13 protein-coding genes are annotated in these 17,248 nt (G+C 52.7%); 4 read left to right on the top strand and 9 right to left on the bottom strand.

The window, feature by feature from the left end:
* Nucleotides 1–276: 276 nt before the first annotated feature.
* Nucleotides 277–1,161, bottom strand: coding sequence for an SDR family oxidoreductase (locus AC1RMF_RS24010; RefSeq protein WP_493144848.1), 885 nt, complete (start codon nt 1,159–1,161; stop codon nt 277–279).
* A gap of 96 nt (nt 1,162–1,257) precedes the next feature.
* Entirely contained in the window at nt 1,258–1,629 is a 372-nt protein-coding gene (locus tag AC1RMF_RS24015; RefSeq protein WP_493144849.1) for a VOC family protein, read from the bottom strand.
* A gap of 67 nt (nt 1,630–1,696) precedes the next feature.
* Here AC1RMF_RS24015 and AC1RMF_RS24020 point away from each other — a divergent pair, with 67 nt between their 5' ends.
* Nucleotides 1,697–2,146 carry a MarR family winged helix-turn-helix transcriptional regulator gene (locus AC1RMF_RS24020; RefSeq protein WP_493144850.1) on the top strand — a complete coding sequence of 150 codons (450 nt, stop codon included), beginning with the start codon at nt 1,697–1,699 and terminating at the stop codon, nt 2,144–2,146.
* A gap of 134 nt (nt 2,147–2,280) precedes the next feature.
* Here the strand turns inward: AC1RMF_RS24020 and AC1RMF_RS24025 are convergent, their stop codons facing one another.
* Entirely contained in the window at nt 2,281–3,606 is a 1,326-nt protein-coding gene (locus AC1RMF_RS24025) for a GDSL-type esterase/lipase family protein (RefSeq protein WP_493144852.1), read from the bottom strand.
* Nucleotides 3,607–4,188: 582 nt separating this feature from the next.
* On the opposite strand from AC1RMF_RS24025, the gene AC1RMF_RS24030 reads away from it, so the two are divergent.
* Genes AC1RMF_RS24030 through AC1RMF_RS24040 form a run of 3 tightly spaced genes read left to right on the top strand, consistent with a single transcriptional unit; the run spans nt 4,189 to nt 9,982 of the window.
* A complete protein-coding gene (locus AC1RMF_RS24030) occupies nt 4,189–4,602 on the top strand; it encodes a response regulator (RefSeq protein ID WP_493144854.1) in 414 nt (137 codons plus the stop codon).
* Nucleotides 4,599–6,146 carry a methyl-accepting chemotaxis protein gene (locus tag AC1RMF_RS24035; RefSeq protein WP_493144856.1) on the top strand — a complete coding sequence of 516 codons (1,548 nt, stop codon included), beginning with the start codon at nt 4,599–4,601 and terminating at the stop codon, nt 6,144–6,146. The genes AC1RMF_RS24030 and AC1RMF_RS24035 overlap by 4 nt, the downstream gene beginning before the upstream one ends.
* Nucleotides 6,147–6,154: 8 nt before the next feature.
* Nucleotides 6,155–9,982, top strand: a complete 3,828-nt coding sequence (locus AC1RMF_RS24040; protein ID WP_493144858.1) for a PAS domain S-box protein — start codon at nt 6,155–6,157, stop codon at nt 9,980–9,982.
* Nucleotides 9,983–10,016: 34 nt separating this feature from the next.
* On the opposite strand, the gene AC1RMF_RS24045 is transcribed toward AC1RMF_RS24040, so the two are convergent.
* From AC1RMF_RS24045 to AC1RMF_RS24070, 6 genes are all read right to left on the bottom strand, one after another.
* Complete coding sequence (locus tag AC1RMF_RS24045) at nt 10,017–10,649, bottom strand: response regulator (protein ID WP_493144859.1); 633 nt, start codon at nt 10,647–10,649, stop codon at nt 10,017–10,019.
* The gene (locus AC1RMF_RS24050) at nt 10,646–13,645 is read right to left on the bottom strand and encodes a PAS domain-containing sensor histidine kinase (RefSeq protein ID WP_493144861.1); all 3,000 of its coding nucleotides are present in this window, start codon (nt 13,643–13,645) and stop codon (nt 10,646–10,648) included. Before AC1RMF_RS24050 ends, AC1RMF_RS24045 begins: the two co-directional genes overlap by 4 nt.
* Before the next feature lie 933 nt (nt 13,646–14,578).
* Nucleotides 14,579–15,175: a hemerythrin domain-containing protein gene (locus tag AC1RMF_RS24055; protein ID WP_493144862.1), complete on the bottom strand. Its 597-nt coding sequence runs from the start codon at nt 15,173–15,175 to the stop codon at nt 14,579–14,581.
* Nucleotides 15,176–15,187: 12 nt separating this feature from the next.
* Nucleotides 15,188–15,559: a Rieske (2Fe-2S) protein gene (locus AC1RMF_RS24060; protein WP_493144863.1), complete on the bottom strand. Its 372-nt coding sequence runs from the start codon at nt 15,557–15,559 to the stop codon at nt 15,188–15,190.
* 81 nt (nt 15,560–15,640) lie between these two features.
* On the bottom strand, nt 15,641–16,630 hold the full coding sequence (locus tag AC1RMF_RS24065; RefSeq protein ID WP_493144864.1) for a hydroxyquinol 1,2-dioxygenase: 990 nt from the start codon (nt 16,628–16,630) through the stop codon (nt 15,641–15,643).
* A gap of 39 nt (nt 16,631–16,669) precedes the next feature.
* Complete coding sequence (locus AC1RMF_RS24070; protein ID WP_493144866.1) at nt 16,670–17,170, bottom strand: cupin domain-containing protein; 501 nt, start codon at nt 17,168–17,170, stop codon at nt 16,670–16,672.
* Between the last annotated feature and the right edge of the window lie 78 nt (nt 17,171–17,248).

The raw sequence follows: 17,248 nt of genomic DNA on the forward strand, positions 1-17,248 counted from the left end.
CAAAAAGTACATTAAAGAATGGGTGGCGATGGCGGGTCGGGAATTCGGCATGACATCAAAGACCTGAATGCACATTGCGATCTCGCTGCAATTGGCGACCAGGACGCTTTTGCTTTTTTCCAGGTTTCAAATAATTGAATTTCGAGTAGGCCTCTTTCGGCTTCCTATTTGTAGAAGATTGCGATCCGTTGGCAGGTTATGCTCACAAAACCGTATGTCGTATCGTGAATCCTCAGTCGGGGAGCGCACGGCACGCTCCCCTATATCACGCCATCTTCATGCGGCGGGAACCCCCAGTTCGATGGTCTGGCGCCAAGGGGTCGTTGGGCGGCCGATCAACGCGCTCAGTTGGCGGCCATTGTCTTCCAGTCCCCCCTTCGCGGCACCGATGTCCGAGTCCGCGATGAGTTCTGCCAGGACTTCGGGAAGCCCCATCCCGATGAGTGCCCCCTTGAAGACAGCTTTGGGCATGTCCTTGTAAACAACGGGCTTGCCGGCGGCGGCGGCGATTGCGGCGGCCAAATCTGCAAGGGTGTAGCTCTCGTCGCCAGCCAGTTCATAGACACGTCCCGCATGTCCAGTGGTCGTCATTACGACGGCTGCCGCTTCTGCGAAGTCTTCACGTGTCGCAGTCGAGAAACGGCCGTCGCCTGCGCTACCGAGAACCACTCCGTGCTGGAGGGCGGGCGCAATAGACTGTGCATGGTTCTCCGTGTACCACCCGTGCCGAAGAAGCGCGAAAGGGAGGCCGGAAGCCTTCAAAAGCGCTTCGGTCTGCCGGTGCTCTTCTCCCATGGCGAGGGGTGACGTGTCAGCATGAAGCATGCTCGTATAGGCGATTAGGCCGACACCCGCAGCCTTCGCCGCGTCAATGACATTATTGTGCTGGACACGGCGTGCGCCCAGCGCGCTCGACGAGATCAACAGAAGTTGATCAATACCTTCGAAGGCTTCAAGCAGGGTGTCGATCTTTGTGTAATCAGCAACGCGGACCTCGACGCCTTGCAAGGCGAATTGTTTGGCAACTTCGTGATCGGTCGATCTGACACCTGCCACGAGATTGCTCGCCGGAACCCGTTTCAAGAGTTCATGGATCACTAGGCGTCCGAGCTGGCCGGTCGCGCCGGTTACGAATAGCCGGAGTGGGCTGGAACTCTCCATCTGTATATCCTTTCAGTTTTTTAGAAGGCCACTACGAGAGACGGCAGCGGCCTTGGGGTAAGCGTTTGCACACCCACTTCCGCCGATCTCCCTCACTCAGGGATGCGCGATCGTATGCGGCGTAATCGTGTAGCCAAACGGGTCGCGAAACGCGAAGTAACGGCCAAACGGCCCGTCTTTCGGCGCGAAGACAATTTCTGTTCCGTGCTTGACAAGATGATCATGTAGCGCATCGGCGTCATCGCAGCCAAACCAGATAGCTATGCCCTCTCCTAGCCGATCCGTCCCCTTTAGTTCGACCACGGGAGTGCGAACGGCGAACGGAACCGGCTTGGTATCGAACACTACGGCGCCGGGAGGACTTTTAGCGGCGACCTTCAGCCCGAGAACTTCGGTGTAGAAGGTCCGTGCAGCATTGATATCTTCAGTTTGAATGCCGATGAAATCGGGGCCGATCAGATGTGGCATGACTTGGTTTCCTTTCATTGAATGAGATATAGTATCAATGCCCTGATATTAATATAAGGACCCTTACATGTCAAGCCCCAAGGCCAACCTGGTGATGAATGATCCATACGCGACGATCGGCTTTTCATTGAAGCTGGCTCAGCAGGCTCTGCGCGCACACTTGGACTCTGCACTGCGGGAGATTGGTTTAACCACACCCCAATATGCAGCCCTCACCTTTCTAAAGAAGGAGGCAGGTGCTTCAAATGCCGAACTCGCGCGCAGTTCTTTTGTGACGCCACAAACGATGCAGGCAATCCTGGTCGCCCTTGAGCGTGCGGGCTTCATCTTGCGGACCGCCCATCCCGAACATGGGCGTATCCAAAAAACCGAGCTGACGGCAAAAGGGCATGATGTACTTGAGGCCGCCTCAGTGATCGTGGCCGATGCCGAAGCGCGCCTACGGGCCGCTTCAGCCCCTATCGATTCGCAAGTAGTCACTGCGATGCTTCTGCGACTCGCAGAGGCGCTGCGTTGAGCGACAGACGATTGCCCGCAGCATCGTGTTTAACAAGCTAACGCTCTAGCGCCGTGGACGGCTGAGGCACTCGCGGACAACGCAACTGTGCTGCCCGCTTACGATACGGGCAGGCCTGCGTCAATCCAATGTGCTCAATTCTTGAACAGATCCATGTTGATCGCATTGCCCATTGCGGCATAGCCCGCCGCATTGGGGTGGGTGTTGTCGCAGTTGAACTCGGGTTTTATGATCTCAGCGCCCGTTGCAGACTTGCCACCTCCGACCATAAGCGCGTCAAAATCAATAACGCCGTCGAAGCGCCCGGACGTGCGAATCCAGGTATTCACCTCTTGCCGCACCTGCTCCTGCGACGCCGTAAATCCGCCAGTCGCAGCACCGCGCGGGATGATTGTGCCCGCAATCACCTTCAGACCACGTGCGTGAAGCCGATCTAACACTTGTTGCGAACCAGCAATCAGCGATGCCGTCGAGGCCCCACCCGCAATGTCGTTGGTTCCCTCGAAAAAGATTACATGGCTTACGCCTGAAAGCGCCAAGACATCGCGGTCCAGGCGGTCCATCGCCGACGGCCCGAAGCCGCCAGCCAATACAACACGATTGCCAATGATGCCCGCGTCGGCTACGGCCATTCGCTGGTCCGCAGGAAGCGCCGCGAGGCGGTTGGCCAGGATGTCAGTCCAGCGTTGATACTGGTCCATCACCACGACGCCGCCAGCTAACGTTCCACCATTGGTCGTGGTGCTGCAATAGCCGTCGGTGATGGAGTCGCCTAGTGCGACGATCGTGCCGCGTGTGCTGGTCATCACGTCCACCGCGCCGACCCAGTACACCGGGTACGCCGAGACGGAGGCGCCCGCCAATATGGGATTTACGGGGCTGAAGCCAGTACCCCCCACTGCTCCGGCCAGGTTGCCTTGTGCAATGTAATTAGTGGTCAGGCCCAGCGTGTGTGCGCTCGCGTCGGTTGCCGAACTCGCATGCAGGCTGACGGCCAAGCGCTGGAAAGCCTGCACGGACATATTCACGGTATCGCTCCATGCCTGCGCCCCAGGTGCCAACGTGAGTGTGTTGTTGCCGCTGAAGGTCATTCGCACGTTCGGCCCGTCAACCGTTGCGCCGGCACCAGCCACTCCGATATAGGCGTCCGAGAACGTGACCGGCGCGGTGCCCACAGTGTTCTCAATGCGCACGCGCACAGCACTGCCCACTGCCGTCGGTCGCACAATCATTCGAACTGTGCTGTCGGACAGGTTGGCTGGTGCTTCAGGACGGTTGTGAGACGCGGCCCAGGAGGTGAGCCAACTTCTGTCGCTACCTCCACCACCGCAGGCAGAGAGCAGCGTAGTGCCTACCAACGCCAAGGTGGCTATCCACCATACAGGGCGGTAGATTGCAGTTCGCCGGTCGCGCCGCACCACATCTCTTGTCGTTTCAGAATTGCTTTCAGTTCGGGTCATACATGTCTCCTATGCTTATAGAGTTGGGTAAGGTTAGCGTGTCAGCCCGCTGATATTAATATAAGCCCACTGATACATGTACCCCGAGGTAACCCGTAGATGAACGTTCCGCACGCGACTGCTACACAGCGCCACCACAAGAGTGGCATTGGTGAGCGCATTAAGGCTGACCGCCGCGCACTCATGCGATACCGTCACCTCAACGCAGTACACGTACATGAAGGCGTTGTGGGTGGTGGAAAGGCCTTGTTCAAACCGGGTGCATGAGGGCATATGCACATTCAGATACAGCGGCTGGGTGATTTCGCGACTGCCCGCTGGACTTCGCAAAGCCTAGGGCGGTCAGTTTGCTGGCAGCATCTGGACTTGGCGATGAGCGGTTTGGCGCCAGTACCCCTCAATAGCCCCGCCAACCTTTGAAGGTTCGTTCAAACGCCTTTGCAAGGCAAAGAAAGCTGCACGCTGAGGTATCGACCGTAGAGGGGTAGGAAAATCCCTACCCCGTCGGACTCATCCTACAAAGAAATGAGATTTTTCTGACTGGCGTCAAAGTAGGTAGACGTGCACCATCAATCTATGGCAATGAACCTTCTGATAGTGGAGCCCTCAGACGTAGTCTGCATGAGTCTATATCGGCTGCTGCATGGTGTCGGGGCAACAGTGAAGGTTCGAACTTGCAGCACGCTGAGTCAGGCGTATGAGAGTCTACACAGCGGATGGCCTCACTTCCTCGTCGTTGAGCTGGCGCTACTCTGCGGAAATGCGAGCAATAGCGTTCAGGCGATGAAACAACATGCGACCGGGGTCAAGATTGCAATTCTTACAAACGAGTCAGTGGAATTTCTCCGCAGTAAGTGTGTAGCACTTGGTGCAGATTGGATCCTAGACAAGTCTCTGGAGTACGAGAACCTCTTCGAAATCGTACGTAGGTTATCCATACATGCCGGGCGCGCACGCCAATCCTCAAGGCTAAAAATTAGCGGGACCTCCTCATGAGAAACAATCTTCCAGTGACGCAGCGGGAGTACGTCTTCCCCAATGGGGAAACCTTACTCTCGACTACAGATCTCTCTAGCCGAATCTCCTATGCCAACGCGGCCTTCATAAGGGCCTGCGGATACAACGAGGAGGAGCTCATCGGAAGCCCTCACAACATGGTGCGCCACCCAGACATGCCCCAAGAAGCGTTCGCAGATATGTGGAGCAGTCTAAAACAGGGGCAGTCTTGGACAGCACTCGTCAAGAACAGGCGCAAGAATGGCGACCACTATTGGGTGCGCGCCAATGCGGCTCCAATGCGAAGGAACGCAGAGGTGACCGGTTATCTATCGGTGCGAACAAAGCCGACGCGTCCGGAGATCGAGGCGGCAGAAGTTCTGTACCGCCGCTTCAAGGAAGGGCGTGCTTCGGGCTTGGAATTTCACCGCGGACTTGTCGTGCGGAAGGGGTTCATGCGATGGAGAAGCGCCTTCCAGTTATTGCCTACTGCCTGGCGGGTGCGATTGCCCCTTCTGCTCGTTGGCGTGGGAGCGCTTGCATTCCAATTCTTAGGCTCAAAGGACCTGAGTGTGGCACTGACGCAATGCATGCCTCTAGCTTTGGCATTTCTGCTCGCCGATTTCTTTATAGAGTCACAGGTAACTGTACCTTTGAAGAAGATTCTGGGTGTAGCTCAACAAGTCGCCAGTGGAGAGGCTGCTAAAGACCTTGACCTCAATCGCTGCGATGACGTAGGACTTCTCGCTCGGGCCATCAATCAAGCCGGACTGAATCTGCATTCACTGGTTGCTGACGTGTATGAACAGGCATCAGGCGTTCAAGAGTCCAGCTCGGAAATATCGACGGCAACACACGATCTCTCCAGTCGTACAGAACAGACCGCTTCAAATCTAGAACAAACTGCTGCTGCCATGGAGCAGCAAACAACCACAGTACAGCAAAACTCGGACACCTCCCATCAAGCCAGCCAACTGGCAAACACGGCAACAGTGATTGCAAGGAAGGGTGGGGATTCAGTTTCTGATGTGGTATCCACTATGGCGGCCATTTCGGCATCAAGTAGCAAGATTTCAGACATCATAGGAGTGATTGAAGGAATTGCCTTTCAAACCAATATTCTGGCCCTTAACGCCGCGGTGGAAGCGGCCCGCGCAGGTGATCAGGGTCGGGGTTTTGCTGTAGTTGCAAGTGAGGTACGCAGCTTGGCTGGCCGATCTGCGGGAGCAGCGAAGGAAATCAAGAACCTCATTGAAGAGTCTGCCGCGCAGGTCGCAAATGGCAGTCGATTGGTTGCACTGGCCGGTGCGACGATGACGGATATTGTCAGCCAGGTCAAGGAGGTCGGTGACCTCATGATCGAGATCAATGCAGCTTCGAAGGAGCAGGCCCTGGGCATTGGGCAAGTGGGGCAGGCAATCGCCCAACTCGATGAAATGACGCAGCAGAATGCAGCCATGGTGGAGCAAAGTAGTGCTGCGGCCGCCAGCATGGGCGACAAATCTCAACGCCTAGTGCAAGCGGTGAAGGTCTTTTCAGTTTGAGAAGGCCCATGTATCACTCGGGCATTGGTGCGAGCAATAGAAAGCTAATTGCCAGACGGCGCAGGCGCGTCTTTGAGTGGTTCTTTCTGATTCTTACGCTGCTTGCAATGGGAAGTCTCATTGCGTATTCACTGCAACACGACTATGTCGATACGGAAAGGCAAGAATTTCAGCGGCTTTCCAACCAAACTAACGTTATCGAACGCAACTTGAATGCTCAAGTTGCTACTACAAAGCGTGTTCTCGACAAAATCCTTGAGAGCGTACCTGCCTGGACTCGTACAAAGGATGGATTCAAGCAAGCCAATCGTGAACTACAGTTCGTTGCCGCAACCACCGTTGGCATCCGCAGATTGCTTGTGATCGACGCGCAGGGGCGCGTACTGGCATCAGACAAGGATGACTTCCTCAGAAAGGATGTAGCGGATAAGGCGTACTTCGCCAACCGGGAGGTGGATGCATCACCAAAGACCCTACATGTTATGGCGCCCTTTGAGACTTCCGCACACACTCTTGCGATGGGGATGTACTTAGTCATTCCAGGGCAACGAGGTGAGTTTGCGGGAATGGTTGTCGCAATACTAAACCCAGAGTACTTCGCTACGCTACTCGAATCTGTCCGCTACGCTTCGGACGCCAGATCCTTCGTATTGCACGGTGACGGATTGATGTTTGCGTCAGCGCCTCCGTTTGCAGCAATAATGGCTCGGGCTCTTTCGACTACCAGCGAACCTTTCCGCCTCCATCGTAGCAGTGGTCGAAAGGAAAGCCTTTCATATGGATCTGATCCGCTAACTGGTGAGGCTCGCATGCTCTCCTTTCGCACAGTACAGACAGCGGAAGTACAAATGGACAAGCCATTGGTCGTGAGTGTGTCACGCGACACCCAACTGGTATTTTCTCCGTGGTGGAGGGACTTGTACGAACGGCTGACTTTCCTCTTCGTATTAGTCCTATCTTTCTGTTTGGGACTCTATCTCTACCAAAAGCGGCAGCAAATGTTCGAGCATTTGGCACATATTCAGGACCAGGCATTGCGCGCTAGTGAAGCTCGCCTGCACTCATTCTTCGACTCTACGCCTGATGCCTTGCTGATAAGTACCGCCGAGGGTGAAATAACCATGGCCAACCAGCAGGTCGAAAAGTTGCTTGGATATACAGCCGAAGAGCTGACTGGCATGTCCATAGAGAGCCTCGTTCCAATGCAGGCCCGTGATCATCATCCCACACAGCGCATGGCATTCACTTCTAATCCAAGTGCACGGAGAATGGGACAAGGTCTGCCGGTCCAGGCAAGACGAAAGGATGGAACAATTTGCGATGTTGAAATCAGTCTGAGCCGCATTCATACCGATGAAGGACTCTTCTTTGCCAGTGCCTTGCGTGACATCACACAGCGAAAGCAAGCGGAGGAGCAGCTTCGTATTGCAGCCGTCTCATTTGAATCGCATCACGGGGTAGTTGTAACAGATGCAAGAGATGTAATTCTTCGCGTGAACACTGCTTTCACCAAGATAACAGGTTACGCAGCGGACGAGTCGGTAGGACGCAAGATGAGCTTTCTGAATTCCGGAAAGCACGACAGGGAATTTTGGGATTCCACTTGGGCCACCATTCAAGAGAGAGGAACCTGGGAAGGTGAGGTCTGGAACTTGCACAAAAGCGGAGAAATTCGTCCCCATTGGTTGACGATTGCCACGGTCAGAGATGCAAAGGGCAGCGTGTCACACTATATCGGGACCTACACCGATATCACTGAACGCAAGCAGATTGAAGCAGATCTGGTGAGAAGTGAGGCCAGGCTGCGCACTATTATTGAGAGCGAGCCACAGTGCATCAAGATCGTCGATAGAAATGGAGATCTGAGGCATATCAATCCGGCTGGGCTTGCCATGATTGAAGCCGACTCGCTGCAGCAGGTCCTAGGCATGCGCGTGGCGGACATTGTTGCGCCTGAATTCAGGAAGTCCTACCTTGAAATGCACGCGCACGTGATGGAGGGTGCGTCAGATCAATTGAGATTTGAAATCATCGGACTCAAGGGGACGCGGCGCTACCTGCAGACACACGTGGTTCCCATGCAGGACCAGGGATCAACGGTTTGCCTGGCTGTTACCCGTGACATCACCGCCGAGCAGGTTGCAGAAGAGGAGTTGCGCATTGCGGCAGCAGCGTTTGAGTCACAGGAGGGTATGGTCGTAACGGATGCGCACAACGTGATACTGCGTGTAAATCGTGAATTTACCAGACTTACCGGCTACACGTCGAACGAAGTGGTTGGACAGACACCCAGGCTCTTTAAGTCTGGCCGACATGATGAGGGCTTCTATAGGGATATGTGGCGCAGCATCGTCGATACAGGAAGCTGGCAAGGGGAGATATGGGATCGCCGAAAGAACGGAGAGATCTACCCAAAGTGGCTCACCATTTCTGCGGTCAAAGGTAGCGACGGCGTGGTATCACACTATATTGGAACCTCTCATGACATTACCGAACGCAAGCGTTCTGAGGAGAAAATCAACGAGCTTGCCTTCTTCGACCAGCTTACTGGACTGCCCAATCGAACTTTGCTTCTGGACAGGCTTAGGCAGGTTGTAGCGGACAATAGCCGCGCAAAGAGTACAAGTGCTTTGCTCTTCATAGATCTGGACAATTTCAAGACTCTCAACGACACCCTGGGTCACGACATGGGCGATCAGCTGTTAAAGCAAGTGGCTCAGCGGCTTAAACTATGTGTACGCGAAGGGGATACAGTGGCCCGTTTGGGGGGGGACGAATTCGTGGTTGTTCTGAAGGGTGTAGGGAGCGATTACATAGAAGCGGCTAATAGAACTGAAGTGGTAGCGGAGAAGATTCTTACTTCTCTCAATCAGACCTACCAACTCAATGATCTATCCCACCGCAGTACCTCGAGCATTGGTGCCACAGTTTTCAATGGAAATATTCCATCTATTGACGAATTGATGAAGCAAGCTGATCTGGCAATGTATAAGTCCAAGAGTGCTGGACGCAATGCTTTTCGTTTCTTTGATCCATCCATGGAGGCTGCCGTCAAGGAGCGCGCCGAGTTGGAGGAGGACTTGTTGGCAGCGATGGCTTCGCAACAGTTCACCTTGCACTATCAGGCCCAAATCGAGGGCGATGGACAGATTACCGGTGCCGAAGTCTTGTTGCGCTGGGCCCATCCCGATCGCGGAATGGTTTCACCTGGCGAGTTCATACCACTCGCTGAAGAAACGGGCTTGATTCTGAAGCTCGGGTCATGGGTATTGAACACAGCCTGCAGCCAGTTGGCCGAGTGGGCAACTCAACCGAACATGGCGCACTTGACGATTGCAGTCAATGTCAGCGCTCACCAGTTCCGCGAGGCAGACTTCGTAGAAAAGACGTTAGCAGTGCTTCGTGTGACCGGCGCCAATCCGAACAAACTCAAACTGGAGTTGACGGAAAGTCTTCTAATTGACAATGTGGAAGACATCATAGTCAAGATGCGCGCGTTGAAAGCATCTGGAGTTGGATTCGCGCTGGATGACTTCGGCACAGGATACTCTTCGCTTTCCTATCTCAAGCGTTTGCCGCTGGATCAGTTGAAAATTGATCAATCGTTTGTTCACGATGTCCTTACGGACCCTAATGACGCGGCCATTGCGAAAACAATCGTCGCTCTGGCCGGCAGCCTGGGATTGAATGTGATTGCAGAAGGAGTTGAGTCGCCTGCGCAAAGAGACTTCCTGGCCCGTGTTGGATGCCATGCCTATCAAGGCTATCTGTACAGCCGTCCGTTGCCAGTCACCGAATTCGAGAGCTATGTGCAGACACTGGAAATGGTGTTGTAGAGGGCTGGATGAGTGTCTCAACGAAATTACATAATCATCCCAGCAAGTCGTATTGCATTGCGTAGCGCATCAGATCAGCCACATTGGCGCAGTTCATCTTCTCCATGAGCCGAGTTTTGTGCGTGCTCACGGTCTTATTGCTGATGCTGAGCTTTGCCGCAATCTCATTGACACCTTGCCCCTCTATCAGCAAGTGCAGGATTTCAAGTTCACGATCAGAGAGCCGGTGGTGCGCAGGACCCATTGTGGTCGTTGCCTTGTCAAACAGGATCTTCTCCGCAATTTCTGGCATGATGAATCTGCCATCCAGCATAACTTTGCGAATAGCTGCTAGTAGATCATCCGACTCACAGTCCTTCGTTATGTAGCCTGAGGCACCCGCCTTGAGCATGCGCGATGCAACACTTGCATCGTTGTGCATACTGAGAACAAGAATTGGCAAGTTTGCCCTGTGCAGCTTGACCCGTGAAATGAGGTCACCGCCACTGATTCCTGGCATGTTGATGTCCAAAAGCAGCAAGTCAAAGCTGTACTTATTCAATGCCGCGAGCACCTCAGCGCCATTGACGGCTTCAGCAACCAACTGAATGTCTGACTCCAGCGCAAAGATCTGGCGCAGTCCGTCGCGCATGATGGCATGGTCGTCAGCAATCACTATTCTGATCATGAATTCACCATTAGATTCTTGTCGTCGTCCAAGGGTATGGACACACCAATTACGGTTCCCTGTCCGGGCACGCTTATGAAGTCTATCTTTCCGCCCAGTGCCAGTGCTCGCTCACGCATTCCGATCAGACCATACGACTTACTATTGGAGATGGAGACATTGAAGCCGCAACCGTCGTCTCGGATTTCAACGCCCAGCCATTGACCATTGAGTCCTATGTCGATATCGACGCGATTAGCCTTTGCGTACCGGGAAATATTAGTCAATGCCTCTTGCACAATCCTGAAAATGGCAACCGACTTGGTGTCATCCAGTTCAATGCTTTCCTCGGAAACCATCAATTCACAGGGAATTGAATTACTCTCCGAGAACTCCCGACACAACCATTGAATGGCGGGAATCAGCCCCATATCCAAAGCTGCAGGTCGCAGGTTTGATGCAACATTTCTAACACCTTGGATGGCGCGGTCTACCAATGCCTTCATGCTCTGAATGTCTTCAAGAATTTCTGGTGAATCCTTGCAATAGCGCTTCCCGAGTAACGTCATATTGATGCGTAGTGCGGTCAAGGCTTGCCCCAATTCATCGTGCACCTCACGGGCTATATGCTTTCGCTTTTCCTCAAGCTTGACTTCATTCTGTGCTGCAAGCAATCGGAGTTCTCGCTTGGATTGCTGCAGCTCGTAGTTGCTTTGCATCAAGGCTTCCTCAGTCTGCTTTCTTTGGGAGAGCTCGTTGTGGCATCCAATGTAATGGGTGACTTTGCCTTCGCTATTCTTGACAACGGAAATTCGGAGCCACTTTGGATAGATCTCGCCGTTCTTGCGCTTGTCCCAAATCTCACCTTGCCAAGCACCAGTGGAGCCTATTTCACGCCACATGGCTCTATAGAAAGCCCAGTCATGGCGCCCGGACTTTAGCAACCGCGGAGTCCGACCTACCACTTCCTCTTGCGTGTAGCCAGTCATTTTTGTGAATGCTGAGTTCACACGCAGTATTTCGTTGTTGGCGTTTGTAATCATCATCCCCTCCTGCGATTCAAACGCAACTGCAGCAATAAGTAGCGCGGTTTCCGCCCGCTTTCGCTCTGTGATGTCATGGGTCACAGCCAGTTGCACCACCTCCCCTTTGAAGCAAAGCGGAACGGCATGCGTCTCCAAGCAAAGTCGGCGACCTTTAAGACCAACTATTTCAAATTCCATACGCGCGTTCTCGCCCGCAAGGACCCGACTATGTAGATCAAGAAACCTGTCTTTGTGCTCCGGAACGACCAGTGAGGCCACGAAAGTGTTGACGACCTGATCCAGTGACTCCGCTTGAATCATTCGCAACCCTGCTGTATTCATCTGCACTAGACGTCCGTGCGCATTGACAATCTTGATGCATGCGGGTTCCGCTTCAATGATGGCCCGTAGCTGGCCTTCACTTTCTGCAATTCGCAATTCATCGAGTTTTCGTAGAGTGATGTCTCTGGATAGAGCAATGAAGCGGGCGTCTTCTCCGTCTACCTTTCCTTTTCTGGAGATTGAAATCTCAAACCATTTGATGCCACTGAAGAGTTCAAGCTTGTATTGCCGTCCGAAAGAGCTTCCCTCCTGAAAAGCCTCATCCATCGCAGCATGTATTACTGAAGATGCTTCCGGGGGCAGTATTTCTGAGCACGTGCGACCTATGTGATCCTCACAGGATATGACCAGAAGTTCCGCATTTCCTGAATGAAAGGAGTGGTATGTTCCTCGTAGATCCATTTCAAACATTAAGTCCGGAACGGCATCTATTGTGGCGCTCAGTGTGGCTTCACTTGCCTCGAGCTTCTTTTGCGCGGTCTTCCTATCGTCGATATTTCGCAGGAAAGCAAAGAATCGAGGACGTACCACCGTTCTATAGGTCGCACTGATTTCGACATTCCATATCGTTCCATCCTTGCGTCGATGTTGTGTTTCAAATTGATCGTGGCCATTGCTGAATAGCCGATGTTTTCGCGTTGCTATGTCATCGGGAGTTTCGAAGCAATCTATTTCAGAAACATGCATTCCGACGAGTTCCTCTTTTGTATAGCCCGACAATCGACAATACGCAGGATTGACATCGACTAGAAAGCCGTTGGCATTCACTTTCCAATACCCATCGGATGTCGTCTCTAGTATGCTTGCGACATCGTCATAGCTCTCTCTAAGTGCTATCTCGGCAAGCTTTTGTACCGATATATCCGTGTGGGTCCCGATCATGCGCATTGGTTCGCCATTGGGGGCACGCTCGACCACTATTCCTCGACTTAATACCCACTTGTAACTTTGATCTGCGCACAGAAATCGAAACTCCTTGGTGAATGTCCTTCTTGTACCCTTCAGATACTCGCTATTCGCTTGAATTACTGACGGCCGATCTTCCGGATGAATAAAGTTGATCCATTGGTCGCCTTGAGATGGCAATCTGGTGTCGTCATAGCCAAAGATGGACTTCCAATCCTCAGAGTGACGTGTGATGCCTGTTTGCATATCCCAATCCCACACTCCTGCACCTGAACCGGCCACGGCAAACTTCCACAGCCTTTCTTGGTCCCGGAGCGACTCCTGTGACTCCTTCGTCTTCGTGATGTCTTCATGGATCACCACAACTCCGTCGTCGGGAGATTTCAAGGCGATCACGTTCATGCTGTACCATCGCTGGACGGCCTGCATGTCAACTTGGTACTCGACTTTGTACGCGCTAAGTTGTTTTAAAATTACGTTCCTAATTCCCTCTACACGTGAGGCCACACACTCAGGATCCTCGGAGCTATCTCCTGCCGCTGCCGTTAAGAGGTCTTCTTCCTTGCTGCCATTTTTGTGTTGGTGTTGGAATGAAAATTTTTTCCAAGCATCATTGGTTGCGGTGATTGTGCAGCTTGCGCTCAGAGCAACTATCCTTGACGGAATGGAATCGAGAATTGCCTGTTGCAATGATTCACCTCGCGGTGACGTCTGCATTTCTACTTCTGTTTTGCTCTCTTGCATGGCGAATTCAAATGTCTTTGTTAATCATGGCTAACGCATCAGACTCAATCCTTGAACTGATACCAACGGAAATGCTTGTCTCTGTCCAATCACGTTTTAAAATTGACCAATGTCAATTTGCTTTGGCGTTGAATTCTGCAAGTCGTTAGTATGTAATATTTAGGACGATGATTCACTGTGGATGCTCTTTAGTTTGACGGGTGCAGCGATCTGATCTTCACAACTAATCGTCACTCCCGGCGTTGCCCAATGAAGGGGTGTTGATAGGCAAGGCTAGGCGATCCCCGTATTCTGTGCTCCCTGTTTGCTCGAGATTTCGCATTTGCCAATTGTGGCAATGGCCGCCTTGCTCAGATCAATAGGTCGCTGTTGGTGTTGCAGCTCTAACTAAGCGTCTGAACTCTAATTTAAGACATGAAGCTGTTGCCGTCGGGGTCTGGGTGACAGGTTTTCAGCACTTGTGCCGAGCCACCAGTAATACCCCGTTGCGTTAAGCAAGTCGCATAAAACCTGATTACCCCAGGAATATTACCCTGTCATTAAAGTATCGGCAAACACTGTCATGAGGCAATTGGCGCCAACAACCTTGGACACTCGGCGGTCACGAACTTCAACAACGTCTCTCATTGGGATGGAGCAAAGGCATGGAGTCCTTGTTGCCTTGACCCAGCCATAGGTAGGCACCCGGCCACTGCGGCAACACGTAAGCAAAGTCTTCCGAAGCAAACGCAGGGTGGGCATCCGTCTGCCTTTCCTCACAGCACTTGTCGCATCGAATCGATGCCACTGGCAACCGGGAACTGTCGTCTATGAACTTCATGAGGTCAGCGTACCCAGCGCAGATGCAAAGGCTTATTGAATGCAGTTTCCACTTGCGTTATTACGAGCTGGGGCCCCTGCACCAGAAATCCAATGGAACATCGGTCCAGTGCATTAGCTTCCACCTAATCCAATGGGTGCAGGCGTCAAATGCACGATGCGCTTAAACAGCGCATCAAATTCGTTTGCTGTATCCGGCCCATACATGGGGTCGTGGTTCGTGGCGAATCCATCAGCAGCAGCAGCCCAATCGGCCTCTTCAAGAATGCGTTCAGCGAGTGGCAGAACAATCGTTTCCTCGGTCATCATGTGCGCCCAGTAAAAACGAGCGTATTCATCAACTGCCTGAGAAAACCGTTCCACGGCTCCAGATGTATGCGCCGCAAGTTGGTTCAGAGCATCCGACATTGCCGCTGCGCGAATATCACCAGCCGCGTGCTCAGCCTCCAATGCATCCAAGACGTCTTTAGATTCTGATGTCTTCACGCGCAAAGGGGCAAAGATGAATCTGTCTTCTGCCGGGTGATGCAGCTTTTCAGGAAATTGCAAAATGTAGTGTGCAATCGCACCCAATAGCACTTGATTGGGCTCTTTACCCTGGATCGATTGCTTCGTCAGGTACTGCAATGCATGAACCACAGCCGCCAACGATCGATGCTCATCTTTGATCAGGGCTAAAGCCCGGTGTTTTGCGCTTTCTTTCGTGCCCATTTTGTCTAGCTTTCAGATTTTGGACTGGCCGAAGTAGATTTCACCGCTCGAAAACGTAGTGGGTAACGGAGTCAAGCCCGTTCCAGCACAGGGTCCGTCTACGCAGGCGCCGTCGTCAAAATTAAAAAACGCGGTGTGGTGGGCGCAAATAACCATTGCATCCATCACCACAAAGGTTTGGGGGTGATAGTTCAATGGCAAGGAAAAGTGAGGACAGTTGTTCAGGTAAGTCCAATACTGATCGCCTTGCCGCAATAAAAGAATTCGGAAGTTTTCGTCTCCCTCACCGAATGCGACCTCAAAACCGCCTTGGTCAGGTATATCGCCCAAAGCGCATAGTCTTGTTCCAGGCTTGGGACAGTCGCGGTGTTCAATCCAACTCATAGTTCGCTTCCCAAAAAAAGTTCGAGTGATTTCGGCATGCACCGGAATCACCCGACATTTTCTCTACCTTCTTACAAGGATTTAGAACTCCACGGGATAGGGAGGAAGTTCGCCAGATTCATGCATCTTCACGATGTTGGGATTGCTGTTCTCCCACACCAGCAGCATGGAACGCTTCTTGGAAAATCCCTGATGGCCGCAGTCTGCAGGCATAGCGGCAATGTCACCTGCCTTCATTAGAACGCGTGCGCGGGGACGACCCGTTGCGTTGTCAGTGATATTCCACATGATTTCATCCGACATCTGGAAGAACCACTCCACTCGGTCATTGCCATGAATGATAGGCAGAATGTATTCCTCTGTGGTTGGGCAAAACAGGCTGTTCTTACAAACTGAAGTAACAGACGGGTTCCATGTGACATCCGACCGCGAGAGATAGGCAAACAGATTGAAGGCATGCATCTCATCTTCAAAGCCTGGCTCTGCCTTGATTTCAGGCTGGTCCTGAGCCACGTCTGCAAATGCACGGTTGATTTTGTAGCCATTGCTCTGCTCGCGCAGAGGGGAGTCACCCTTCATGCCAGGCATACGTTTAGTAGCCACGCGGAAGCGGTCGATGGCGCTGAGGTTGTCGCCGTTCTTCTCGCCAAATGCGGCGTCACCGGTTTCCATGGGAGCTGCAAATGGGTCGAATCCTGCATTAACCCAATTGGCCAGCATTTCTTTGATCAACTTCATCGCAACCGGAGAATCGAAGACTTCTACATAGGACAAGCCCGCTCCGTGGTAATACTCATTGAGTCGGCCACCAAAGAATTCCACCTTGCCGTACAAATTGCGGGTTCCAAACACGTTATCGAAGTTAACCACACCGTAAAAGAAGCCCCAGGCAATATCGCGCATCAAGGCGCGAAGGAACGCATCAGCGCTCATGGTGTGGGATTGACGGCCCGATTTCACGGGCCAAGTGATCGTGACAAAATACTCGTCACGGCTGAAAGTGAATGCACCCAGTTCAAAGGTGCGATAACCGGCCACCGTAAGGGGCAACTTTTCTGCGACTGCGTTCATGGTGTTCTCCTGAATTGCTCAATTGGTAAATGGGATGGATTAGCGGTAGCAGATTTCTGCCCACTTTTGCACGGTCAGATCACCCACAATGGTCTGTTGGACGAGAACAGAAGGCTTGGCGCAGTTGAAGCGGTACGCGGCACCCTTTGGCAGAAGTGCCTGATGGCCGCGACCCAAACGAATGCTGCCCATCTTGCGACCTTTGGGTTCACCTTTAACGGCTACCGTGCCTTCTTTGCTGGAAGGAGCAACCGATTCCGCATCGTCGAGTTTGACCAGCTCAACCGTCACCTCTCCGTCCATCACAATGCAGAATTCATCGTGACCAGCAGCCATCCAGCCAGAGGTGCCCTCGGCGCGAATCGCCTCGATCACGTATTCCAGATTTTTCGCCACGGCAACCTTCTCATAAGGCTTGGAGCCGTTTGCGACTTCAAACACGTTCGAAAACGCGTAATTGCGTGGAAGGTCATTGATGATCTCAATGTGGCCTTTTTCATAGCTCTTCAGGGACCCAAAGTGGGTTACAAATTCAGTCATGCATGTCTCCTAGATGTGGTTAAGTAAGGGAAATTGGACCTTTGTCTATTGTTCTTTGCAGAACTCTAAACAAGGGAT

This window comes from Rhodoferax sp. GW822-FHT04A08 (genome assembly GCF_058801025.1).